The sequence below is a fragment of the Delftia deserti genome, from assembly GCF_042653485.1.
GTDB lineage: Bacteria > Pseudomonadota > Gammaproteobacteria > Burkholderiales > Burkholderiaceae_C > Comamonas > Comamonas acidovorans.
Genome location: NZ_JBHSIH010000001.1, coordinates 1570001 through 1592242, shown reverse-complemented (window position 1 = coordinate 1592242; position 22242 = coordinate 1570001). Strand labels below are relative to the sequence as shown.

Here is a 22242-nt window from a genome sequence, read left to right as displayed (position 1 = left end):
GGGACCACCCCGGTCCCGGAAATCGCTTAAAAAGCCAAGGAGTCCGTGATGATCGACCTGCCCCTGGTGGCGCTGGAGCGCCCCGCACAACCCGCACCCGGGCAACAGCCCTGGCTGCTGGTGCTCATGCATGGCGTTGGCAGCAATGAGCAGGACCTGTTCGGCCTCGCATCGTTCGTGCCGCAGCAGTTCCACGTGCTCAGCCTGCGCGCTCCGTTTTCCATGGGTCCCTCAGCCCATGCCTGGTTCCAGTTCACGGTGGATGCCAACGGCACGCGCCACATCCACGCATCGCAGGAAGAGCACAGCCGCGCCCTGGTGGCCCAGACCGTGCAGCAGGCTGGCGCGCGGCTGGACATCCCTGCCCAGCGAACCGTGGCGGGCGGCTTCAGCCAGGGCGGCATCATGGCGCTCAGCCTGCTGCTGACCCAGCCCGCGCTGCTGCGCGCCGCCATGTGCTGGCACAGCCGCCTGCTGCCAGAGGCCTTGCCGCACCAGGCCCCTGACGCGGCCTTTGACGGCAAATCGCTCTGGGTCAGCCATGGCACCTACGACAACGTCATTCCGCTGACCAGCGCCCACGCCATTCGCAGCCACGTGCAGCGCCTGCCGCTGCAACTGAGCTATCACGAATACCCGAGCATGCATGAGATCCGCCCCGACGAGCTGCAGGCCGCCATGGCCTGGCTCCAGGATCTGGGCACGCAGGGCTGAGCCGGCTGCACTACCCCCTTCTTGTGCGCAGGCTGGCCGCGTAAGCCGGGTAACGCCTTGTTGCCTGGTGGGCTCGATGGCCTGTGCAGGCAGCCGGGCGGCTTATAAACACAAGGCAGGGGCCGGTGTCAGCAAAGCCGGGGAACCCCGGTTGCGCTTTCCTGTCGCACGTCCTGCGGCAGCTGTGCTGCCAGCCCCCTGCCCAAGCCAAAGGACCCATCCATGCCAGAACGCGACCTCCAAGACTTCCGCCCCCGCGCCAGATCCTCCGGCCCATCGGCTTTCGGCATCGCCGCAGCGGTGCTGGCGGCTGCCGCCCTGGGGGGCGCGGCCTGGTGGTACTGGTGGCGTCCCGCCGCCGTGCCCGAGGCGCCGTCGGAAGTGGCGCAGGTGCCCGCCCAGTCCACCCAGCCCTCCGAACCTGAACCCGTCCCCGCGCCCGAGCTGACCGAGCCCCAGAACCCTGTCGATACGCTGGAGCCCCCCGCGCCTGGCCTGCCTGCGCTGCAGGACTCCGACGCCCATGTCACCCAGGCCCTGAACGGCCTGCTGGGCCGTGACAAGGCAGGCAGCTTTCTGCAGATGGACGGCTTTGTGCGCCGCGCCGTGGCCACCGTGGACAACCTGACCCGCTCACAGGCCCCTGCACGGCTTTGGCCCGTGCACCCGGCGCCTCAGCGTTTCACGGTGCAGGGCGCGGCAGAGGCGGGTGAGGCGCAGGCCATCGCCCCCGCCAACGCCGCACGCTACAAGGCGTTCGTGACCTTTGCCGAGTCCATTCCCATGGACGGGGCCGTCAAGCTCTATGCCCGGCTGTACCCCCTGTTCCAGACTGCCTATGAAGACCTGGGCTATCCCAGCCGCTATTTCAACGATCGCCTCATTGCCGTCATAGACCACCTGCGCGCCGCGCCCGAGCCCGGGGGCCCGGTGCAGGTACGGCTGACCAAGGTGGAGGGCGAGGTGCCCTCCGTCCAGCCCTGGGTGCGCTACGAATACGCCGACCCCGAGCTGCAGGCCCTGTCCAGCGGCCAGAAGATGCTGGTGCGCGTGGGCCTGGACAACGAGCGCCGCCTCAAGGCCGTGCTGGGCGAGCTGCGCCGCCGCATCGCCACCGGCGAGATGGCCAGGCCTGCGGGCTGAGGCGGGCCCGGAATCATCCCGCCGCAGGCAGTGGCAGGGCGGTCTTGTAGCGCACCTGCTTGAGGGTGAAGCTGGAGCGGATCTTCTCTATGCCCGGAATGGGGGTGAGCTGCTCCACGATGAAGCGCTCCAGTGCGCCTATGTCGGCCAGCGCCACGCGGATGAGGTAGTCTGCGTCGCCGCTCATCAGGTAGCACTCCATGACTTCGTCGTGCTCGGCAATGCGGCGCTCGAAGTCGGCCAGCGATTCCTTGGCCTGCGACCTGAGGCTGATGTTGATGAACACATTCAGCCCCAGCCCCAGCGCCGACGCATTGGCCAGCGCCACATAGCGCGCGATCACGCCGGCCTTCTCCAGCGCCTTGACGCGCGCCAGGCAGGGCGAGGGCGACAGGTGCACGCGCCGCGCCAGCTCCACGTTGGACAGCGAGCCGTCCGTTTGTAGCTCGGCCAGAATGCGCAAGTCGATGGTGTCCAGTTTCATGTGCCGGATTTTATGTAAATACCGGCATGAAATGCTGGAATATGGCGTTTTCCTTATCCATGAACGGCTGCTCATGCCGGCCTGCCAGTCCTAAAGTGGCGGTCATGAACGCACCCACGCCACTGGCCGCGCTGGCCGATATCGATACCGATCCCCAGGAAACCACCGAATGGCGGGAGGCCTTCGCGGCCCTGGTCGCCGCCGAAGGCCCGCAGCGCGCGCGCTTCGTGCTCGAAGAGCTGGCGCGCATGGCGCGCGAGCAGCGCCTGGGCTGGCAGCCCGACCTGAACACGCCCTATGTGAACAGCGTGGCGGCGCAGCAGCAGCCGGTGTTTCCGGGCGACCTGGCCATCGAGGAGCGGCTGGCGTCCATCATGCGCTGGAACGCGCTGGCCATGGTGGTGCGCGCCAACCAGGCCTATGGCGAGCTGGGCGGCCATATCGCCAGCTATGCCAGCGCGGCCGACCTGTTCGAGACCGGGTTCAACCATTTCTTCCATGCGCGGGAGGGACTTGCGCCGGGCCAGCACCGGGGCGACCTGGTGTTTTTCCAGCCGCACAGCGCGCCCGGCGTGTATGCGCGAGCCTTCCTGGAAGGGCGGCTGACCGAGCAGGACCTGCAGCACTACCGCCAGGAGATCAGCGCGCCGGCTGCAGGCGCGCAGGGCCTGTCCAGCTATCCCCATCCCTGGCTGATGCCCGATTTCTGGCAGTTCCCGACGGGCTCCATGGGCATTGGCCCCATCAGCAGCATCTACCACGCGCGCTTCATGCGCTATCTCACGCACCGCCGCCTGCTGGACTGCCAGCAGCGCAAGGTCTGGGGCGTGTTCGGCGACGGCGAGATGGACGAGCCCGAAAGCATGAGCGCCCTCACGCTGGCCGCGCGCGAGGGGCTGGACAACCTGGTCTGGGTGGTCAACTGCAATCTGCAGCGGCTGGACGGCCCGGTGCGCGGCAACGGCCGCATCGTCGATGAGCTGGAGCGGCTGTTCGCGGGCGCGGGCTGGAACGTGGTCAAGCTGCTGTGGGGCAGCGACTGGGACGGGTTGTTCGCGCGTGACCTCACCGGCACCCTGGCACGCACGCTGGGCGGCACGGTGGACGGGCAGATGCAGACCTTCGCTGCCAAGGACGGACGCTACAACCGCGAGCATTTCTTTGGACAGAACCCCGAGCTTGCCGCCCTGGCCCAGGGTCTGACGGACGAGCAGATCGACCGCTTGAAGCGCGGCGGCCATGACCTGGTGAAGATCCATGCGGCCTATGCAGCGGCTGCCGCCCATCGCGGCCAGCCCACGGTGATCCTTGCCCATACCAAGAAGGGCTACGGCATGGGATCGGCCGGGCAGGGCAAGATGACCACGCACAGCCAGAAGAAGCTGGACGAGTCCGACCTGATCGAGTTCCGCAACCGCTTCAACCTGCCGCTCAGTGACGAGCAGGCCAAGGGCCTGGCCTTCCATAAACCTGCCGATGACAGCGCCGAGATGCAGTACCTGCGCGATCGCCGCACGGCCCTGGGCGGCGCACTGCCGCGCCGTGAAACGTTGTGCGACCGCGTGCCCGTGCCCGCCCTGGACCAGTACGCGCAGTTCGCGCTGGCGCCTGCCGGCAAGGAGATGAGCACCACCATGGCCTTCGTGCGCATGCTGGGCGGCCTGCTCAAGGACGCGCAGCTGGGTCCGCGCATCGTGCCCATCGTGGCGGACGAGGCGCGCACCTTCGGCATGGCCAACCTGTTCAAGCAGGTGGGCATCTACAGCAGCCTGGGGCAGCGCTACGCACCCGAGGACATCGGCTCGGTGCTGTCCTACCGCGAGGCGCTGGACGGCCAGATCCTGGAGGAGGGCATCAGCGAGGCCGGCGCCATCGCCAGCTGGACGGCCGCGGCCACCAGCTACAGCGTGCACGGCCTGGCCATGCTGCCGTTCTACATCTACTACTCCATGTTCGGCTTCCAGCGCGTGGGCGACGCCATCTGGGCGGCGGCCGACCAGCGGGCGCGCGGCTTTTTGCTGGGCGCCACCTCGGGCCGCACCACGCTGGGCGGAGAAGGCCTGCAGCACCAGGACGGCTCCAGCCATCTGGTGGCGGCCACCATTCCCAACTGCAAGGCCTGGGACCCCGCGCATGCGGGCGAACTGGCCGTGATACTGGACGCCGGCATGCGCGAGATGCTGGTCGAGCAGCGCGACGTTTTCTACTACATCACCCTGATGAACGAGAACTACGCCCAGCCCGACCTGCCGCCGGGCGCGGCCGAAGGCGTGCTGCGCGGCGGCTATGTGTTCGGCCGCTTTGGCGATGCGGGCCGTGCCACGCAGCATGTCACCTTGCTGGGATCGGGTGCCATCCTCACCGAAGTGCTCAAGGCCGCCGAGCAATTGGCCAGCGAGGGCATGGCCGCTACCGTGGTCAGCGTGACCAGCTGGAGCGAACTGGCGCGCGATGGCGTGGCCTGCGAGCAGCGCATGCTGGCGGGCGAGGCACCTGGCCAGCCCTGGATCGCCCAACTGCTGGACGGCACGCAGGGCCCGGTGATTGCCGCCACCGACTATGTGCGCGCCGTGCCCGAGACCGTGCGCGCCTTCCTGCCCGCAGGCAGGCGATTCCTCACCCTGGGCACGGACGGCTTTGGCCGAAGTGACACGCGTGCCGCGTTGCGCGGCCACTTTGGCGTGGATGCGCACAGCGTGGCGCAGGCGGCGCGCCGCTGCAGCCAGGCGGCCTGAGCCCGGCGGGCGAGCCGCCACCCGATACACTGACGGATACACCGACGGTGAAATCAGCGGCCCCTTGCGGGCCGCTTTTTCGTGCGCACCCGAGAAGGCTGCGCGCGCTTTTTCCCTGCATTGATTAAGCCCGCGTTAAATGCGCTATTGGCTTATCGTTTTCGTCGGCTTGCATGGAAAAAATAAGTGGATACCACTAGAATTCGTATATATAAGAAGATATTTCGCAAAGAGATGATCATTTGCTGCAATGGCTGCAGGCGTTGGGTTGAATATCTCGTCAATATCCGTTTTTGCCTCTTTCAATAATAATTCATTCCAGTGGATCGAAGACGATGAAACTCTCGCTCAAGCAAGGCCTGTTGTGCGTGGCCGCGCTCTCGGCCGCCGCCTGGCAACTGGCCATTTCGGCGTCGGCGCCCGCAGTGGACCATGCGCAAATGCCGCAAATCATTGATGACCTGCCCGCCGATTACGCAGCGGACCTGACGGCGGAGCAAAGAACCCTGGTCGATCGCGGCCGATATATCGCACGCCTGGGTGATTGCGTTGCCTGCCACACCGGCAATAAATCCCAGCCCATGGGTGGTGGGCTGGCGCTGGAGACGCCATTCGGCAAGATCTATTCCACAAATATCTCGCCCGACGCCGATACGGGCATGGGCAAATACAGCTTCGAGCAGTTCGATCGCGCCATGCGCAAGGGCGTGGCAGCCGATGGCCGCAACATGTACCCGGCCATGCCCTATCCCTCCTACGCCAAGATGACGGCCGAGGACATGCAGGCCCTGTACGCCTATCTGCTGCAGGGCGTGGCGCCCGTGAAGGCGGCCAACAAGGAGTCCGACCTGGGCTTTCCCTTCAACCAGCGCTGGGGCCTGGCGCTGTGGAACTGGGTGTTTCTGGATGACACGCCCTTCCAGCCCCAACCGCAGCAAACTGCCCAGTGGAACCGGGGTGCCTACCTGGTGCAGGGCCTGGGCCACTGCGGCGCCTGCCATACGCCTCGCGGCGTGGGCTTCCAGGAAAAGACCATGACCGGCGAGGGCAGCAAGGGCGAGTATTTCCTGGCCGGCGAGACCGTGGAGAACTGGCGCGCGCTGAGCCTGCGCAATCTGTGGACACCCGAGGAAACCGCCCAGTTGCTCAAGACCGGGCGCAACAGCCACGGCACGGTCTCCGGCAACATGGTCGATGTGGTGCAGCACAGCACGCAGTACATGAGCGATGCGGACCTGCTGGCCATTGGCGCCTATCTGAAGTCGCTGCCCGCAGGCAAGAACGATCTGCCCATGCAGGTGGCCCAGGGGCCGGGGCCGGTCATCGCCCCGCATCCGGCGCCGCAGGCCTCCGGGCATGCGCCGTCCGCCACCTCGGCAGTGTCTTCCGACGTGCCTGCCGACCTCTACGCCAGCCGGGGCGGCCTGGGCTATCTGCAGTTCTGCGCCGACTGCCACCGTGCCGATGGCGGCGGCGTGAAGGACGTGTTCCCGCCACTGGCCGGCAATTTCTCGCTGCAGTCGCAGGACCCGTCCACGCTGATCCATCTGATGCTGGCGGGCTGGAAGGCGCCCGTCACGCAAAGCCATGCGCGGCCGCTGACCATGCCGGCCTTCGCCCAGCTCAAGGACGCGGAGATCGCCGACATCCTCAACTTCGCCCGCAAGAGCTGGGGCCGTGCCGATGCGCGCGAGATCCATGCCAAGGAGGTGCAATCCATGCGCAAGCAGCTCGATGCCAAGGGCGAAAGCGCACGCCCCTTCGAGACGCCGCGCCTGGCCGCCATGCTGGACGAGTCCAATGCCAGGCAACTGGTCTACGGCGCCCGCCTGAACATTGAGACGCGTGACCTGTTGCCCAAGAATGTGGGCAATGCGCTGAACTGCGCCAGCTGCCACCTGAACGCGGGCACCGTGGCCGATGGCTCGCCCTACATCGGTGTCTCGGCCTTCTTCCCCGGCTATGCGCCGCGCGCGGGCCGCGTCATCACGCTGGAGGATCGCATCAATGGCTGCTTCCTGCGCTCCATGAACGGCAAGCCGCTGCCGCTGGAGTCCGACGAGATCAAGGCCATGGTCGCCTACTTCGACTGGATGCGCCGCGAAACCAAGCCCGAGGACAAGGTCGAAGGCCGGGGCGTGGGCAAGATCAGCCAGTCCATCGTGCCCAACGTGGACAACGGCAAGAAGGTCTATGCGGCCCAGTGCGCGGTCTGCCATGGCGGCGAGGGCGAGGGCGTGAAGAATGCCAAGGGACAGTGGGTCTATCCGCCGCTGTGGGGTGACGAGTCCTTCAACATCGGCGCGGGCATGGCGCGCACCTACACGGCAGCGGCCTTCGTCAAGCGCAACATGCCCATCGCCTTCCATGGCAACTTCCCGCTGGGCCAGGGCGGCCTCAGCGACCAGGAGGCCGTGGACGTGGCCGAGTACTTCAGCCATCAGCCGCGCCCGGATTTTGCCAACAAGCACAAGGACTGGCCCAAGGACAAGAAGCCGGCCGATGCGCGGTATTGAAGCGCAGCAGGCGTAGTCGCCAGAAAGAAATTCCCGCCATGCGGCGGGAATCCGGGGACGGGGCAGGGAGTAATTCCTGCCCCGTCCTTTTTTTGGGGGAGCGCTTGCTTAGTCGTCCACGCCAATCATCACGGACGAGGCCTTGATCACGCCATAGGCCTTGGCGCCTTCCTTCAGGCCCAGCGCATCGGCCGAATTGCTGGTGATGCTCGAGGTGATCTGGATGCCGGGGGCGATCTCCAGCGTCACTTCCGTGCTGACCGGACCCCGGACGATGGAAACGACCGTGCCCGAAAGCACATTGCGCGCGCTGATCTTCATGCTGGACTCCTGAGGTGTGGGAAGAACGGATGGTAGCGTGCGCCGCCCGGCCCCGTCAGCCATGCCGCAGGCAAAAGTGTGATGCCCTGTCGGGTTCGGGTGGAGCCAGCTCCCGCGCGACCGTGGCCGCAAAGCTCGCCAGGCTGGCGGTGCGCAATGCCATGAAGGGCACGCCGTGCCGCTCGCTGAGGCGCTTGAGGTTGACCACGGAATCATGGTCCACGCAGTCCACGGGAAAGACCACCAGATCGACACGGGGCAACTGCGCGGCCAGCAGGCCCTTGCGCGTCTCCAGTCCGCCATCGTGGTGCACGAACTCGCCGCCGTGGCGCTGAACATGGTCGCGTATGGCGGGCGTGGAGCTGGGGCGCCCGCCCACATAGAGCAGCTTGCGGCCCTGCAGCGCCTGCTGCTGCGTGGCATCGGGGGCCTGGGGCTGGCTGGCCGCGCGCTGCAGTTCCTTCTCGGCGGCGGCCAGTTCCTCGGCCAGCCACTGCACGCGCTGCTGCAATTGTTCGGCCATCTGCTGCAGGCGGCCGGCCTCGGCCCAGGCCTGTTCGGCAGCGCGTTCTGCACGCTCGCGCCGTTCGGTATGCATGCCGACCAGGGCGCCGGCATCGGTGGGGCGGGCCTCGCCTTCAGGGGCTGCCCCTGTCCTGAGCTGTGACAGGCGGGCCTCGAAGTCCAGGGATTGCTGGCGCAGCTGGCCGGCCAGCGCATCACGTTCGAGCTGGGTTTGGTGGTGGCGCTGGCGTTCGCGTTCCAGCTTGTCCTGCAGTTGCAGGTTTTCCTTTTCCAGAGCCACGAAGCGCTTGAGTTCATGCCGGTTGGCCGATCCCATCAGGTGCGACAGCATGTGCACCTCACCGAAGGCCATCTGGCGCAGCGCAAAGCTCGCGCACTTGTGCGTGAGCAGTGCCCAGTAGGCACCCGGAATCTCGCCCTGCTGCCAGGCCTGCTTCCAGGCCGCTTCGAGCGCGGCCTCGTCCTGGGCGGCGGCAAAGCCCTTGATCACGGCGGCATGGCGCTGTTCCAGCGCCTTGTGGATGGCCTTGGACAGATCGCCGTTCTCATGCGCAAGGCCCACGGCCTGGTGGTGCAGTTCCAGGTCGGTCCTGCCCTTGATATCCATGTGCCTGCCCATCAGCTTGCGCAGCTCGGCCGGGCTCAGGCAGGTGCCGATCACCGAACAGTGCAGATGCGTGTCCAGCTGGTACAGCCGCGTGCGCGTCTGGGCGGGCGCCGCGCCTGCAGCGTCGTCCTTGCCATGGTCATGCCCGCAGCAGGTGCCGTCCCCGGCCTGCAAGGCGCCGGCCGACACGGCGGCGCCCAGGGCGGCCATGCCGCCTGCGCTGAGTTTGAAGGGGGGCGTCAACATCGGAAGGCCTCTCATGGGTGGGCTGGTGCAGTTCGCAATATATGATGAAACATAGCGTGGCGCGCACAGGGGCTGCAAAGTCGACCGGCTGCGCTTGGTCTTCAAGGCGCCCCGGGCTGCATGTCAGCGTTCGCAGTGCCCACCGTTCAGGACTTTTCCCTTTCATGCACATCTACATCTTCGACATAGACGGAACCCTCACGGACAGCGTTGCCGCGCACCAGAGCTGCTTCAGCGCAGCCTTTCGCACCATCGGCATGCTGGAGGTGGACGAGAACTGGGGCGGCTACCGCCACCACACGGATTCAGGCATCTTCCGCGAAGCGTTTGCGCGCGCCCACGGCCGGGATGCAACCAGCGGGGATGAGGCCCGCTTTGTCGGCGCCCTGATGCAGGAATGGAGGCGGATTCCGGGCCAGGTGCAGGAGATTGCGGGCGCCGCAGACTTCATGGCCAGGCTGTCCGAGGCTGGTCAGATACGGTTTGCGTTTGCCACGGGCTCCTACCGGCATCTGGCGCGGGCCAAGCTGGCGGCGGCGGGTATTGCCTGCTCCGAGCGGCTGCTGGTGACGGCCAGCGAATTCAGCACGCGCGAGGAGATCGTCAGCGCAGCCATCGCGGCCGCCGGCGACGGCTGGGATGCAGCGCAGATCACATCGGTCGTGTCCTTCGGCGACGGGCTATGGGACCTGCGCACCGCGACAAACCTGCGACTGCAGTTTGTGGGCGTTGCCGCAGGCACCAAGGCCGAGCAGTTGAAGAGCGCAGGCGCCGAGACGGTCGTCGCGGACTTTCGGCAACTGGGCCATTTGCTTTCCGTGCCGGAAACGGTCAGGGCGCCGGTGGTCTGAGGGGATGCGCGCTCAGCCCGCGCGCTGCAGCAGCACCGGCACCGAGGAGGCCAGCAGCGCCACGCCCGACAGGCACAGCAGGCCGAGCACGACCTGCCGGAAGCGCGCCTCGCTGATGCCGATATACAGCCTGGAGCCCAGCAGCGATGGAATGAGCATGGCCGGCGCCACGATGGCGAACAGCGGCAGCATGCTGCGCGTGACCATGCCGGTGCCCAGGTAGGTGGCCATGGTCACGGCCAGCATGGACAGGTTGAAGTTCTGGATGATGGAGCGCTGCTCATCCTTGGGGTAGCCGCGCAGCGTGCACCACAGCGTGGGCAGCGTGCCCGTGAAGCCGCCCAGTCCGCCCATCACACCGCCCGCCAGGCCCACGGCGCCGTCTGCCACCCGGCCGCCGCGCGCCAGCCTGGGCAGCCGGGCCGACAGCAGCATCACCGGGCACCACAGCACCAGCATGCCGCCCAGCAGGGCCTTGAACCAGGCCATGTCCAGGTGCGGCAGCAGCAATACGCCCAGCGGAATGCCGGCAAGCCCACCCAGGATGAAGGGCAGCAGCTTTGCCAGCGCAAACCCGCGCCGCACGGTGATGGCCGACAGCACCTGGCCCAGCAGCGAGCCGAAGACGGTGAGCACGGCCGCATCGCGCGGCTCCAGCACCCAGGCCCAGAACGACATGGCCACCATGCCGAAGGCAAAGCCCGACAGGCCCTGCACGAATCCTGCCGCCGCCGCGCCCAGCGCGATGATGAAGAACATGCCATCCATGGTCTGCCTTGCCCTTTCCTTTTTGGTGTGGAAGACGCAGGAATTCTGGCGTGGATACATAAGCAGAAATTCATTTGTTTTTATTGTTCAATATGGTTTTTCTTATGACGCACCGTGCCCGATGCCATGCCCGAAGCCCAGCCCGAAACCGTGATCGCATCGACCGCAGCCCAGCTGTCGCACCGCATGGCCACGCGCCTGAAGATGAAGCATCTGCTGCTGCTGCGCGCCATCAGCGAGCAGGGCACGCTGACCCGCGTGGCCGAGCGCATGGCCACCAGCCAGCCCGCCGTGACCCAGGCGTTGGCCGAACTGGAATCGTTGTTCGGCGCGCCGCTGTTCGTGCGCTCGGGACGCGGCATGGAACCTACGGAACTGGGCACGCTGGTGCTGGCGCGGGCCCGGGGCATGCTGGCGGATCTGGACCATTGGGCAAAGGACATCGAGGCCGTGGGCCAGCAGCGTGCGGCGCATCTGCAGGTCGGTGTGATCCCCTTCCTGCCCGCACGCATGCTGGCCGATGCCATTGGCAGGACGCGGCTGCAGGGCCGGCGCATCACGGTCACGCTGCACGAGGACACCAGCGACCGCCTGCTGCACAAGCTGCGCGTGCATGAGCTGGATTGCGTGATTGGCCGCGCCTCGGCCGTGCTGGACATGACCGGCATACGCCACAGCGTGCTTTATGAGCAGGAGCCGCGCCTGATCGCCCACCGCAGTCTGGCCACGCGGCTGGGGCGCCGGCCTTTGCAATGGGCCGAACTCACGGGGCTTGACTGGGTACTGGGTCAGCGCCGTACACCCATGCGCGAGCAGATCACCGACTTTTTCCTGCGCGCGGGCGTGGAGCCGCCGCCGCCGTTTGTGGAAACGCTCTCGGCCAAGGTGATCGGCGAGCTGGTGGCGGCCAATGAGCGGGCCGTGTCCATCGTGCCGGCCGACATTGCCGAGGAACTGGTGCGCATCGCAGGCGTGGGCATCGTGCGCCACCGCTTTGGCTGGACCTTGCCGCCCATCACCCTGTTCGAACGCAAGGCGGGCGGGCAGTACGAGGAGCAGCGCCTGTTCGCCCAGGCGCTGAAGGAAGTCTGTGCCGGCTAGCGCTGGCTGGAGGCCGGCTTGAACAACGCTGTCAGCAGCGGCTCCAGCGTGGGAAATTCCTGGGCAAAGCGTGCGCGGTCCACGAAGAAGGCCTCGCAGGCCACGGCGAAGAATTCGGCGGGTGCCGTGGCGCCATAGCCATCCAGCCAGGGCCATTCGCCGCCAAAGCGTTCGGCAATGGTCACCTGCTCGCGGAATGCGTCATAGGCCGGAGCCCAGGCGGCCTGCCATATCTCGCGCGTCTGGCGCGCGGAGCTGCTGCCCATGAAGCCCGGCGGCAGGGGCGGGCAACCGTCGGCACCGCCGTTGCGCATGTCGATCTTGTGGGCGAATTCATGGATCACCACATTGGCGGGCTGGCCGCCGTGGCCGTGGTGGCTGGCGTGGGAGCCGCGCCCTGCGCCAATGGCCTGCCAGCTCAGCATGACGGGGCCGCCATGCATGGCCTCGCCCATGATCACTTCGTCGTAGTCGTGGATGACACCGGCCTCGTCCAAGCTCTGGCGCCGCGCCACGGCATCGCCCGGGTGCACCACGATGCCGACAAAGTCGTCATACCAGGACAGCGCGCCCTGCGGCTCGCCCCAGTGCAGCAGGGGCAGGCAGGCCTGGGCGGCAATTTCAAGCGCCATGGCATCGCTGACTTCCAGGCCGTGCGCGCCGTGGAAGCGCTTGCGCTGCAGGAAGACGGCGGCCAGTGCGCGCAGCTTGGATTGCTCCTCCAGCGTCAGCGAGGAAAGAAAGGGGTAGGCGGCCAGCGTGGACAGCCACAGCGGCGCGGGAATCTCGGGCACCGGCGAGACGGCGGAGCGTGCGCGGCGGCCCAGCCGCCGGACCCAGTGGCCCAGTTGTCGCCAGAGGCTCATCGCCGGGGCACCTGTTCAAGTACTTCGGACAGCGGCAGGCGCCGCAGGCCCTGGCCGTGCTCCCAGCGCAGCACTTCGGCGCGCGGCACGGGGGCTGCCAAATCCCAGTCGCTGAGCACCACACGCCGCAGGCCATCGCCCAGTTCATGTTCGGCCGGGCGGTGCGTGTGGCCGTGGACCAGGGTGGCGGCGCGTGCGGCCCGCAGCCAGCTGCGCGTGGCCTCGGCATCGAGATCGGCATAGGTGGGCATGGCGGCGGTGTGGCTGGCGGATGGGGCCGCTCCATCCGGTCCGGCCGATTCACGTTTGCGCGATTCGCTTTCTTGCCGGATGCCGCGTGCCTGCTCGCGGCGCAGCGGCAGCGGCTGGGCCAGAAAGGCCGCCTGCCACGCGGCGGAGCGCGCCATGACGCGAAAGCGCTGGTAGTCCGCATCGTCCAGGCACAGTGCGTCGCCATGGCTGAGCAGGATGCGCTGGTTGCCGCACTCGAGCACCGTGGGGTCGGCCAGCGTGGTCGTGCCGCACAGCGCATCGAACTGCGCTCCAGTCAGGAAGTCGCGGTTGCCCTGCATGAAGAACAGCGGCCTGCGCGCGGCTGCCTCGCGCAGGGTGGCGGCGCATTCGGCCTCGAAACTGCCGGGCTCCAGCAAGGCGTCGTCGCCCACCCAGACTTCGAACAGGTCGCCGAGCAGAAAGACGGCATCGGCCTGCGTGGCGTGCAGGTAATGGCGAAAGGCCTGCACGGTGGCGGGCTCGCAGGCCTGCAGGTGCAGGTCGGAGATGAAGTCCAGCGTGCGCCAGGCCGCGGGCAGTGTCCATTCGGCCGCGATGGGCGGCACGCAAGGAGAGCGAGGTGCGGCGGTCTGGGCCATGGGAGGGTGCGCCCGTCAAGGGCGCTGCATGAAGGCTGTGGAAGGCTCTGAAGGGACTGTTGTCCATGGACACGGCCGGGTACGGCCGGGGCCATGTGCATGGACAACAGGGCGGCTGCACGCCAAGGGGGCAGCCGCCTTGTTGGAAGGGCTGGAAGGGCGCCTGATTACAGGGCCACGGCCTTTTCGATGATCACGTCATCCTTGGGCACGTCCTGGTGGCCGCCGTTGCGGCCGGTCTTCACGCCACGCAGCTTGTCCACGATCTCGGTGCCCTTGACCACCTTGCCGAACACGGCATAGCCCCAGCCCTGGGCGCTGGGCGAGGTGTGGTTCAGGAAGCCGTTGTCGGCCACGTTGATGAAGAACTGGGCGGTGGCCGAGTGCGGGTCGCCGGTACGGGCCATGGCCAGGGTGTACTTGTCGTTCTTCAGGCCGTTCTTGGCCTCGTTCTCGATGGGAGCGTCCGTCTCCTTTTGCTTCATGCCGGGCTCGAAGCCGCCACCCTGGATCATGAAGCCATCGATGATGCGATGGAAGATGGTGTTGTTGTAGTGGCCCTTGTTCACATAGGCCAGGAAGTTCTCCGCGCTCTTGGGGGCCTTGGCGGCGTCGAGTTCGATGGTGATGACGCCGTGGTCGGCGATGTGGAGTTCGACTTGGGGATTGCTCATGGCGGTTCCTTGTTGGGTGAAGGGGAAGGGCGTGCCACGCTGGGCGCGGCGCGCGGTTTACTTGACCTCGGTGGCCGAGAGGATGGTCACCGGCTTGGTGGGTACATTCTGGTGCATGCCCTGGTTGCCCGTGGCCACCGTGCGGATTTTGTCCACCACCTCCATGCCCTGGACCACGCGGCCGAAGACGGCGTAGCCGTGTCCGTCAGGCTTGGGCGCATTGAGCATGTCGTTGTTCACCACGTTGATGAAGAACTGCGAGGTGGCCGAGTTGGGGTTGCCCGTGCGCGCCATGGCGATGGTTCCCCGGTCATTCTTGAGGCCGTTGTCCGCTTCCAGCGGAATGGGCGCGCGCGTGGGTTTTTCCTTGAGGCTGGCATCCATGCCGCCGCCCTGGATCATGAAGCCGTCCATCACGCGGTGGAACACCGTGCCGTCATAGTGCTTGTCGCGCACGTACTGCATGAAGTTGGCCACGGTCTTGGGGGCCTTGGCTTCGTTCAGCTCCAGCACGATGTCGCCCATGCTGGTCTTGATCTGCACCTTGGGCGTGGCGTTCTGCGCCATGGCGGGCAGGGCGGTGAAAAGGGAGGCGGCCAGGGCCATGCCGGCCAGGGAAAGCGACGCGATGCGGCGTGTGGTCATGCGAATCTCCTGTGAAAGCCAAAGGGCTGGGGAATGGAGTGGGGAAAACCGGGCTGGTTCCTGCGGGTGCGCGCCAGGCATGGCGAGACCCGATCGACCGTCGCACGCGCGCTGGCGCAAGGGCTGCGCGCGTGGGACGGGATGCCTACTTGGTGGCGGTGACGGGCGCCAGCAGGTCGCGCAGCAGCTTGAGCTTGGGGCGTACGCTGGCCGCGCGGCCATCCAGGCCTTGCGCCTTGGAGTAGGCCTCGTAGGCCAGGCGGGCATGGATGTCGCCCAGGTTCTCGTAGGCGACGCCGTAGTTGGGGTTGTTGCGCACGGCGGATTCGAGCGCGGAACGTGCCTTGTCGAGCTGGTTCTGGCCGGCATAGATGACCGCCAGATTGTTGTAGGGCTCGGGCAGCTCGGGGTAGTCCTCGATGAGCTGGTTCAGCGCGGCGATGGCCTCGTCTGTCTTGCCGCTGTCGGTCAGTGCAACCGCCTTGAGAAAGCGCATCTGCGGGTCGCGTGCGTTCTTGGCCAGATAGGCATCGGCGCGTGCCAGCGCCTGGGTGCTCTTGCCGTTGCGCAGCAACTGATTCACTTCCGTATAGTCGTCGGCGTGGGCGTGGCCTGTTGCGAGCAGGGCCGCCAGTGCCGCGAGGCGCAGGGCGGAGCGAAACGAGTTGCGTAGAGGCATGTAGGTGCTTTCGGGGCCTCGGGGGAATGCCCCGCGGCGCGGGCTTATACTGCGGTCAATTGTAGCTGAGGGGTGTGCTGGGTCACACGGGCTCTGCGCCTGCCGCTCCTGCTCCCTGCTGAGCATGCCTGCGTCGGCGCCAAGGGTCCGGCGGCGCGTGGGACGCGCCCCCTGCAGCGACCCTTTCTCCCCTGATAAACATCCATGAGTTTGCGTATCTACAACACGCTGTCGCGTGCATTGGAAGCGTTTTCGCCAATCGAACCGGGCCATGTGCGCATGTATGTGTGCGGCATGACCGTGTACGACCTGTGTCACCTGGGACACGCACGCTCCATGGTCGCTTTCGATGTGGTGCAGCGCTGGCTGCGTGCCAGTGGCAATCGCGTGACCTATGTGCGCAACATCACCGACATCGATGACAAGATCATCCGGCGCGCCGTGGAGAACGGCGAGACCATCCGCTCGCTGACCGACCGCATGATCGACGCCCTGCACCAGGACGCCGACGCCCTGGGCATCGAGCGCCCCACGCACGAGCCGCGTGCCACCGAATACGTGCCGCAGATGCTGTCCATGATCGGCCGCCTGCAGGACAAGGGCCTGGCCTATCAGGGCACGGATGGCGACGTGAACTTTGCCGTGCGCAAGTTCCCCGGCTACGGCAAGCTGTCGGGCAAGTCGCTGGACGAATTGCAGGCCGGCGAGCGCGTGGCCGTGCAGGATGGCAAGCAGGACCCGCTGGACTTCGTGCTGTGGAAGAGCGCCAAGCCCGCCGAGCCGGAAGAGGTCAAATGGGCCAGCCCCTGGGGCGTGGGCCGTCCCGGCTGGCACATCGAGTGCTCGGCCATGGGCTGCGAGATGCTGGGCGAGAGTTTCGACATCCACGGCGGTGGTGCCGACCTGCAGTTCCCGCACCACGAAAACGAGATTGCCCAGAGCGAAGGCGCGACCGGCAAGCCGTTCTCGCAGGTCTGGATGCACAACGGCTTCATCAACGTGGACAACGAGAAGATGTCCAAGTCGCTGGGCAACTTCTTCACCATCCGCGACGTGCTCAAGGAGTACGACGCCGAGACCGTGCGCTTCTTCGTCGTGCGCAGCCACTACCGCAGCCCGCTGAACTACAGCGACGTGCATCTGAACGACGCCCGCGGCGCGCTCAAGCGCCTGTACACGGCGCTGAGCCTGGTGGCCCCTGCCGAGGTCGCCATCGACTGGAATCATCCCGCTGCCGCACGCTTCAAGGCCGCCATGGACGAGGACTTCGGCACGCCCGAGGCCGTGGCCGTGCTGTTCGAGCTGGCTGCAGAAGTCAATCGCAGCAAGAGCGCCGAGACGGCGGGCCTGCTCAAGGCCCTGGCCGGCTGCCTGGGGCTGCTGCAGGGCGACCCCCAGGCCTTCCTGCAGGCAGGAGCGGCAGACGTGGATGCCGCCGCCATCGAGGCGCAGATTGCCGCACGCGCAGCTGCCAAGGCGGCCAAGGACTGGGCCGAGGCCGACCGCATCCGCAAGGCCCTGCTGGAGCAGGGCATCGTGCTCAAGGACTCCCCCGCAGGCACGACCTGGGAGGCAGCCGCAAAGGGCTGATCCGTATGCCTTGCCAGATGAGCCGCGCCAGGTGCGGGGAGGTGCTTTGATGGCCTCCGCCAAACCCCTGGACACCATGGATTTCGAGCAGTTGCCGCTGGTGGCCGATCTGCCCGTGCCCGAACAGCAACCGGCCCCGCTGCCGGTGGTGACGCTGGGCGCGCGCGCTGGTTCTGCGGCTGCCGCTGCCCCCGCTCCCAAGGCCAAGATATCCCTGCCTGCGCCGCCCGAGGGCGCGCCGGCCTATTGGGCCGAGGCCTGCCGCCAGTTGGTGCGGCGCGATCGCGTGATGAAGCGCCTGATCCCTCGCTTTGCCCACCTGGCCCTGCAGCCCGGTGGCGATGCCTTTGCCACGCTGGCGCGCTCCATCGTGGGCCAGCAGATCTCGATGAAGGCCGCGCAGACGCTGTGGAACAAGTTCGCGCGCCTGCCCGCCCGGATGGCGCCCGACCTGGTGCTCAAGCTCAAGGTGGATGACATGCGTGCCGTGGGCCTGTCTGCCCGCAAGGTGGACTATCTTGTGGACTTGGCCATGCATTTCACCGAACACCGGCTGCACCAGGACGACTGGCAGGGCATGAGCGACGAGGCCATCGTGGCCGAGCTCATGTCCATTCGCGGCGTGGGCCGGTGGACGGCCGAGATGTTCCTCATCTTCTACCTGCAGCGGCCCAATGTGCTGCCGCTGGACGATGCAGGCCTGATCTCGGGCATCAGCCAGAACTATTTTTCGGGCGACCCCGTCAGCCGCAGCGAGGCGCGTGAGGTTGCCGAGGCCTGGAAGCCGTGGTGCACCGTGGCGACTTGGTATATTTGGCGCTCGCTCGAGACGCAGCCTGCAGCCTGAAGACAAACCGATCACACCCGATCAACCCCCGTTTTCCGGCAGGAACGCATGCACCGTGCCTGGCTGGGACAAGGAGAAACAAGTTGGCGAAAAAGAACTTTCTGGATTTTGAGCAGCCCATCGCCGAGCTCGAATCCAAAATCGAGGAACTGCGCTACGTGCAGACCGAAAGCGCAGTCGATATCTCGGAAGAGATCGAGCAGCTCAGCAAAAAAAGCCTGCAGCTGACCAAGGACATCTACAGCGACCTCTCGCCCTGGCAGATCACCAAGATCGCGCGCCATATCGAGCGTCCCTACACGCTGGACTATGTGCGCGACTGCTTCACCGACTTCATCGAGATGCACGGCGACCGGCACTTCGCCGACGACCAGTCCATCGTGGGCGGGCTGGCGCGCTTCAATGGCATTTCCTGCATGGTCATCGGCCACCAGAAGGGCCGTGACACCAAGGAGCGCACGCTGCGCAACTTCGGCATGACGCGCCCCGAGGGCTACCGCAAGGCCCTGCGCCTCATGAAGACAGCCGAGAAGTTCGGCCTGCCGGTCTTCACCTTCGTGGACACGCCCGGCGCCTTCCCCGGCATCGAAGCCGAAGAGCGCGGCCAGTCCGAAGCCATCGGCCGCAACATCTACGAAATGGCCCAGCTGCAGACCCCCATCATCACCACCGTCATCGGTGAAGGTGGATCGGGTGGTGCCCTGGCCATTGCCGTCGCCGACCAGGTGTTGATGCTGCAGTACGCCGTCTACTCCGTGATCAGCCCGGAAGGCTGCGCCTCCATTCTCTGGAAGACCGGCGAAAAGGCCCAGGACGCGGCCGATGCCATGGGCATCACCGCGCATCGCCTCAAGGCCCTGGGCCTGGTGGACAAGATCGTCAACGAGCCCGTGGGCGGCGCCCACCGCGACCCCAAGCAAATGGCCGCCTTCCTCAAGCGCGCGCTGGGCGATGCCTATCGCCAGCTGGCAGACCTCAAGCCCAAGGAATTGCAGGACCGGCGTTACGAGCGCCTGCAAAGCTACGGCCGCTTCGCCGATACCAAGGCCGACAACCGCTGAAGGCCTGCGCCACGCTCTGGCACACTGGACGGCTCCCCCTGGGAGCCGTTTGCTTTTGCGCCAGGCCCTGGCCCGCGTCCTGATACCTCTGATCCAAGCCTGTGGAAATTCCGATCCCCGACCCGCCGCGCAATGTGCCGGCAGCCGCGCCAGATGGTGCACCAGGTGCCGCACCGGGTGCCGCTTTGGACGCCGCCATCCATCGCTTTGCGCCGCAACTGCCGCTGGCCGTGGCCTTCAGCGGCGGTGCGGACTCCACGGCGCTGCTGCTGGCCTGCGCCGAGCGCTGGCCGGGCCAGGTCGTGGCCATCCATGTGCACCACGGTCTGCAGTCGGCGGCCGACGCCTTCGTCGGCCAGTGCGAGAAAGTCTGCGCGCAGCATGCCGTTCCCTTGAAGATTCGCCGCGTGGACGCGCGCCACGCGCCGGGCCAGAGTCCTGAGGACGCCGCACGCCAGCTGCGCTACGCAACGCTGATAGAAGCCGCCCGCGAACCCTGGCCTGGGCAGGGCGCCGGCGGAGGGCCCTTGCCGCCCGTTCGCAGCATGGCGCTGGCGCAACATGCGGACGACCAGGTCGAGACGCTGCTGCTGGCCCTGTCTCGCGGCGCCGGTGTGGCCGGGTTGGCCGCCATGCCGGCGCAGTGGAGCAGGGCGGATCTCGAATGGCATCGTCCACTGCTTGATGTGCCCGGCCAGGTCCTGCGTGACTGGCTTGCAGCGCGTGGCCAGGCGTGGGTGGAAGACCCGACCAATGCCGACGCGCGCTACACGCGCAATCGCATCCGCGCCCAGTTGCTGCCCGCGCTGCAGCAGGCCTTTCCCCAGTTTCGCGCCACGTTCGCGCGCAGCAGCCGGCATTGCGCCGAGGCGGCGGAACTCCTGCAGGAGATGGCGCAGGCCGACCTGGCGGCCATCGGCAACCCGCCCGGCATCACCGCCTTGCAGGCGCTGAGCCCTGCGCGCCAGGCCAATGTGCTGCGCCACTGGCTGCGCAGCGTGCATGCCACCACGCCCAGTGCCGCGCAGCTCGATCAGCTGCTCGCGCAGATCGGCGTTTGCCGTACGCGAGGCCACCGCATCCATCTCAAGATGGGACGGGGTTTTGTGCGGCGCCTGGGGTCGGTGCTCGATTGGTACAATTGACGAGTTTTGGTCCAACTTTGCACGAAAACCGGCGGCGCGCCAAAACCAAACGGCTTGCGCAAGACGGGTCCGGGCGGACATTTCGCTTCATGCGCGATCCTCTCGAACATCCTGGCTTGCACAAGCATCCCTCTGTCGTACAGCGCCGTGGCAAGCAGTTTCGTCACCCTGATATCCAATGGCACTGATCGTTCATAAATACGGCGGCACCTCGATGGGCTCGACAGAGCGCATCCGCAACGTTGCCAAGCGCGTGGCCAAGTGGGCTCGTGCCGGTCACCAGATGGTGGTCGTCCCCAGCGCCATGAGTGGCGAAACCAACCGTCTGCTGGGTCTGGCCAGCGAGCTGGCTCCCGGCTCGGCCAAAACGGCGTACTACCGTGAGCTCGACATGCTGGCCTCCACGGGCGAGCAGGCGTCGTCGGCACTGCTGGCCATTGCGCTGCAGGCCGAAGGCGTGGAAGCCATCAGCTTCTCGGGCTGGCAAGTTCCCGTGCGCACCGACAGCAGCTTCACCAAGGCACGCATCGAGTCCATCGACGACAAGCGCGTTCGCGCCGAACTCGACGCTGGCCGCGTGGTCATCATCACGGGCTTCCAGGGCATCGATCCCAACGGACATGTCACCACGCTGGGCCGTGGCGGCTCCGACACCTCGGCCGTGGCCGTGGCTGCGGCGCTGAAGGCGGCCGAGTGCCTTATCTATACCGACGTGGACGGCGTCTACACCACCGACCCGCGCGTTGTGCAGGCCGCCAAGCGCCTGAACACCGTGAGCTTCGAGGAAATGCTGGAAATGGCCAGCCTCGGCTCCAAGGTGCTGCAGATCCGCTCGGTGGAATTTGCCGGCAAGTACAAGGTGCCCATGCGCGTGCTCTCCAGCTTCACGCCCTGGGACATCGACCTGGAGGAAGAATCCACCTCCGGCACGCTGATTACTTTTGAGGAAGACGAAAAAATGGAAAAGGCCGTCGTATCCGGCATCGCATTCAACCGCGGCGAAGCCAAGATCTCCGTTCTCGGCGTGCCCGACACCCCCGGCATCGCCTACGGCATCCTGGGCCCGGTGGCCGACGCCAACATCGAAGTCGATGTGATCATCCAGAACATCAGCAAGGAAGGCAAAACCGACTTCAGCTTCACCGTCAGCCAGGGCGACTACCAGCGCGCCATGGAACTGCTGCGTGACAAGGTCGTGCCCGCCCTGGGTGCCTCCGAAGTCGTCGGCAACCCCAACATCGCCAAGGTCAGCATTGTCGGCATCGGCATGCGCAGCCATGTGGGCGTGGCATCCACCATGTTCCGTGCGCTGAGCCAGGAAGGCGTGAACATCCAGATGATCTCCACCTCCGAGATCAAGACCTCCGTCGTCATCGACGAGAAGTACCTGGAGCTGGCCGTGCGCGCCCTGCACACCGCCTTCGGTCTCGACAAGCCGGAATAAAATCATCGTTTTGCCGAAACCGGCAAAAAAGCACGTTACAATAACGTCATTCCGGAAACGTGACCGAGTGGCCGAAGGTGCTCCCCTGCTAAGGGAGTATGGGGTGTAGAGCCTCATCGAGGGTTCGAATCCCTCCGTTTCCGCCAGGATAGAAAAAAGCCACCCGCAAGGGTGGCTTTTTTTATGAGAGGGTTGCTTCGGCGGCCTGATCCGGTGGTTGGGGCTGATGCTCTGGTTGCTGCGGTAGGGTTCTTGTTGTTGGCGGGTTGAAAAAACGTGCTACAATGCAAGGCTCTGCTGAAGAGAAGCGATGCAGATCGCTGGTGTTAAAGAGATCGAAGAAATTTGATTGCAACGACGCTAAAAACTGTGCTAGAATTCAAGGCTTCACTGATCGCAGTGAGTCGG

At 66.3% G+C, this 22242-nt stretch carries 20 protein-coding genes and 1 tRNA gene; 12 read left to right on the top strand and 9 right to left on the bottom strand.

Annotated elements, in window-relative coordinates; all coding sequences use genetic code 11:
* Positions 1 to 48: 48 nt before the first annotated feature.
* Positions 49 to 714 carry an alpha/beta hydrolase gene (locus ACFPFG_RS07680; RefSeq protein WP_197956929.1) on the top strand — a complete coding sequence of 222 codons (666 nt, stop codon included), beginning with the start codon at positions 49 to 51 and terminating at the stop codon, positions 712 to 714.
* Between the two features lie 222 nt (positions 715 to 936).
* Positions 937 to 1857 (top strand): DUF3014 domain-containing protein, encoded by a 921-nt coding sequence (locus ACFPFG_RS07675; protein WP_312375782.1) that lies wholly within the window; start codon positions 937 to 939, stop codon positions 1855 to 1857.
* A 13-nt stretch (positions 1858 to 1870) separates the two neighbouring features.
* Here ACFPFG_RS07675 and ACFPFG_RS07670 read toward each other — a convergent pair whose 3' ends face one another.
* Positions 1871 to 2341 (bottom strand): Lrp/AsnC family transcriptional regulator, encoded by a 471-nt coding sequence (locus tag ACFPFG_RS07670; RefSeq protein WP_183020349.1) that lies wholly within the window; start codon positions 2339 to 2341, stop codon positions 1871 to 1873.
* Positions 2342 to 2445: 104 nt separating this feature from the next.
* On the opposite strand from ACFPFG_RS07670, the gene mdeB reads away from it, so the two are divergent.
* Positions 2446 to 5076, top strand: a complete 2631-nt coding sequence (gene mdeB / locus ACFPFG_RS07665; protein WP_380105883.1) for an alpha-ketoglutarate dehydrogenase — start codon at positions 2446 to 2448, stop codon at positions 5074 to 5076.
* Between the two features lie 335 nt (positions 5077 to 5411).
* Positions 5412 to 7592: a c-type cytochrome gene (locus ACFPFG_RS07660; protein WP_380105881.1), complete on the top strand. Its 2181-nt coding sequence runs from the start codon at positions 5412 to 5414 to the stop codon at positions 7590 to 7592.
* A 108-nt stretch (positions 7593 to 7700) separates the two neighbouring features.
* On the opposite strand, the gene ACFPFG_RS07655 is transcribed toward ACFPFG_RS07660, so the two are convergent.
* Together ACFPFG_RS07655 and ACFPFG_RS07650 are read right to left on the bottom strand one after the other, a co-directional pair.
* Positions 7701 to 7913: a TOBE domain-containing protein gene (locus ACFPFG_RS07655; protein WP_043823788.1), complete on the bottom strand. Its 213-nt coding sequence runs from the start codon at positions 7911 to 7913 to the stop codon at positions 7701 to 7703.
* Between the two features lie 55 nt (positions 7914 to 7968).
* On the bottom strand, positions 7969 to 9291 hold the full coding sequence (locus ACFPFG_RS07650; RefSeq protein WP_312375791.1) for a DUF2325 domain-containing protein: 1323 nt from the start codon (positions 9289 to 9291) through the stop codon (positions 7969 to 7971).
* 164 nt (positions 9292 to 9455) lie between these two features.
* Between ACFPFG_RS07650 and ACFPFG_RS07645 the strand changes: the two genes are divergently transcribed.
* Positions 9456 to 10142 (top strand): HAD family hydrolase, encoded by a 687-nt coding sequence (locus tag ACFPFG_RS07645; RefSeq protein WP_380105880.1) that lies wholly within the window; start codon positions 9456 to 9458, stop codon positions 10140 to 10142.
* Between the two features lie 12 nt (positions 10143 to 10154).
* On the opposite strand, the gene ACFPFG_RS07640 is transcribed toward ACFPFG_RS07645, so the two are convergent.
* Positions 10155 to 10910: a sulfite exporter TauE/SafE family protein gene (locus ACFPFG_RS07640; RefSeq protein ID WP_380105878.1), complete on the bottom strand. Its 756-nt coding sequence runs from the start codon at positions 10908 to 10910 to the stop codon at positions 10155 to 10157.
* A 126-nt stretch (positions 10911 to 11036) separates the two neighbouring features.
* Here ACFPFG_RS07640 and ACFPFG_RS07635 point away from each other — a divergent pair, with 126 nt between their 5' ends.
* Complete coding sequence (locus ACFPFG_RS07635) at positions 11037 to 12011, top strand: LysR family transcriptional regulator (protein WP_312375797.1); 975 nt, start codon at positions 11037 to 11039, stop codon at positions 12009 to 12011.
* Here ACFPFG_RS07635 and ACFPFG_RS07630 read toward each other — a convergent pair.
* The 5 genes from ACFPFG_RS07630 to ACFPFG_RS07610 all read right to left on the bottom strand — a co-directional run bounded on the left by ACFPFG_RS07630 (position 12008) and on the right by ACFPFG_RS07610 (position 15747).
* Positions 12008 to 12877, bottom strand: coding sequence for a M90 family metallopeptidase (locus ACFPFG_RS07630; RefSeq protein WP_380105876.1), 870 nt, complete (start codon positions 12875 to 12877; stop codon positions 12008 to 12010). The two genes, ACFPFG_RS07635 and ACFPFG_RS07630, sit on opposite strands and share 4 nt — an antisense overlap.
* Positions 12874 to 13749, bottom strand: coding sequence for a UDP-2,3-diacylglucosamine diphosphatase (locus tag ACFPFG_RS07625; RefSeq protein ID WP_197956922.1), 876 nt, complete (start codon positions 13747 to 13749; stop codon positions 12874 to 12876). Before ACFPFG_RS07625 ends, ACFPFG_RS07630 begins: the two co-directional genes overlap by 4 nt.
* A 167-nt stretch (positions 13750 to 13916) precedes the next feature.
* Positions 13917 to 14423, bottom strand: coding sequence for a peptidylprolyl isomerase (locus ACFPFG_RS07620; RefSeq protein ID WP_013803376.1), 507 nt, complete (start codon positions 14421 to 14423; stop codon positions 13917 to 13919).
* 57 nt (positions 14424 to 14480) lie between these two features.
* A complete protein-coding gene (locus ACFPFG_RS07615; RefSeq protein ID WP_197956921.1) occupies positions 14481 to 15068 on the bottom strand; it encodes a peptidylprolyl isomerase in 588 nt (195 codons plus the stop codon).
* Positions 15069 to 15213: 145 nt separating this feature from the next.
* Positions 15214 to 15747, bottom strand: a complete 534-nt coding sequence (locus tag ACFPFG_RS07610) for a tetratricopeptide repeat protein (protein ID WP_312375811.1) — start codon at positions 15745 to 15747, stop codon at positions 15214 to 15216.
* A 204-nt stretch (positions 15748 to 15951) separates the two neighbouring features.
* On the opposite strand from ACFPFG_RS07610, the gene cysS reads away from it, so the two are divergent.
* From cysS to ACFPFG_RS07580, 6 genes are all read left to right on the top strand, one after another.
* A complete protein-coding gene (cysS, locus tag ACFPFG_RS07605; RefSeq protein ID WP_183020359.1) occupies positions 15952 to 17337 on the top strand; it encodes a cysteine--tRNA ligase in 1386 nt (461 codons plus the stop codon).
* Positions 17338 to 17386: 49 nt separating this feature from the next.
* The gene (locus ACFPFG_RS07600; protein ID WP_183020360.1) at positions 17387 to 18184 is read left to right on the top strand and encodes a DNA-3-methyladenine glycosylase family protein; all 798 of its coding nucleotides are present in this window, start codon (positions 17387 to 17389) and stop codon (positions 18182 to 18184) included.
* Between the two features lie 83 nt (positions 18185 to 18267).
* Positions 18268 to 19245, top strand: coding sequence for an acetyl-CoA carboxylase carboxyltransferase subunit alpha (locus ACFPFG_RS07595; protein WP_183020361.1), 978 nt, complete (start codon positions 18268 to 18270; stop codon positions 19243 to 19245).
* 134 nt (positions 19246 to 19379) lie between these two features.
* Positions 19380 to 20390 carry a tRNA lysidine(34) synthetase TilS gene (tilS, locus tag ACFPFG_RS07590; RefSeq protein WP_183020364.1) on the top strand — a complete coding sequence of 337 codons (1011 nt, stop codon included), beginning with the start codon at positions 19380 to 19382 and terminating at the stop codon, positions 20388 to 20390.
* A 178-nt stretch (positions 20391 to 20568) separates the two neighbouring features.
* The gene (locus tag ACFPFG_RS07585) at positions 20569 to 21834 is read left to right on the top strand and encodes an aspartate kinase (protein WP_183020362.1); all 1266 of its coding nucleotides are present in this window, start codon (positions 20569 to 20571) and stop codon (positions 21832 to 21834) included.
* Between the two features lie 53 nt (positions 21835 to 21887).
* Positions 21888 to 21980: transfer RNA gene (locus tag ACFPFG_RS07580), tRNA-Ser, on the top strand.
* Positions 21981 to 22242 lie beyond the last annotated feature (262 nt).